Genomic DNA, 1,101 nt, shown 5'->3' with positions numbered 1-1,101 from the left:
CCCACGCGGCTGCGCTGGCCGCCGGAGAGGTTGCCGGCCAGGGCGTCCGCGTGGGTGGTGAGGTCGACGTCGGCTATCGCGCGGGTGACGTTGTCGTGGCGGCGGTCGGCGGCGGGCCGGCCGGGGTCGAGTATCGCGGCGAAGTAGTCGAGGTTCTGGCGGACGGTCAGGTCGTCGTAGACGGACGGGGCCTGGGTGACGTAGCCGATGCGGGTGCGGAGGGTGGGGTGGCCGGCGGGGTGGCCGAGGACGTCGAGCGTGCCGGTGACCTTGGCCTGGGTGCCGACGATGGCGCGCATGAGGGTGGACTTGCCACAGCCGGAGGGGCCCAGCAGGCCCGTGATCTGGCCGCGGGGGACGGTGAAGGCGAGGTTGTGCAGGACGGTGCGGGGGCCTCGGGTGACGGTGAGGTGCTTGGCGTGTACGGCTGTGGTCTCCGTGGGGGTGTCGGCGCCGGCGCCCGGGCGTGGTGGGTCAGGAGCATTATTCATCATGTGATGAATAATGCTCCTGGGGGTGGGACGCGTCAAGCAGGGGTCTTCGCGAGGAGGAGGATCACGTCGTAGACCTCTTCGACCATGCCGTCCGGGAAGGCCTTGAGGAGGTGCTCTCGTTCCTCGGCCAGGAAGGCCGCGGTGTGGTCCTCGCCGTGTACCAGGAAGACCGAGTGGCTGCCGATGTTGGCGAGGTGGGTGTCCACCGGGACGCGGCGGCTCCAGCGGACCGTGCGGCGGGTGAAGTCCAGGCGGCCGGTGGGGTCGGCGGCGCGGGCGTTGACGTTTCGCCGCTCGGCGGCCGTGTCGATGCCGAAGTGGCGTTGCGTGCGGACGGCGGCTTCGGCGATCCACGGCACGTCCAGGGCCTCGGTGTTCCACCAGAGGGCGAGGGCGCCGCCGGGGCGCAGGACGCGGAGGGCCTCCGGGACGGAGCGGGACTGGTCGGTCCAGTGCCAGGCCTGGGCGTAGGTGAGGAAGTCGACGGAGGCGTCGGCGAGGGGGAGGTCGTCGCCGGTGCCGCGGACGATCGGGATGTCGGGGAGGGTGCTGCGGAACTGGGCCGCCATGCCGTCGCCGGGCTCTACGGCGACGGCATGGCGGCCCA

The 1,101-nt window shown here is 72.1% G+C and carries 2 protein-coding genes; both read right to left on the bottom strand.

The genetic code is table 11. From position 1 onward, the window contains the following. The coding region (locus CCL05_RS43185; protein ID WP_143590072.1) for an ATP-binding cassette domain-containing protein at positions 1–494 on the bottom strand (494 nt) is incomplete at its 3' end. Between the two features lie 32 nt (positions 495–526). Then, the coding region (locus CCL05_RS43180; RefSeq protein ID WP_107400601.1) for a class I SAM-dependent methyltransferase at positions 527–1,101 on the bottom strand (575 nt) is incomplete at its 5' end.

Origin of the sequence: Streptomyces africanus (assembly GCF_002150735.1) — a bacterium.
Classification (GTDB): Bacteria; Actinomycetota; Actinomycetes; order Streptomycetales; family Streptomycetaceae; genus Streptomyces; species Streptomyces africanus.
This window is presented reverse-complemented; position numbering and strand designations above follow the sequence as displayed.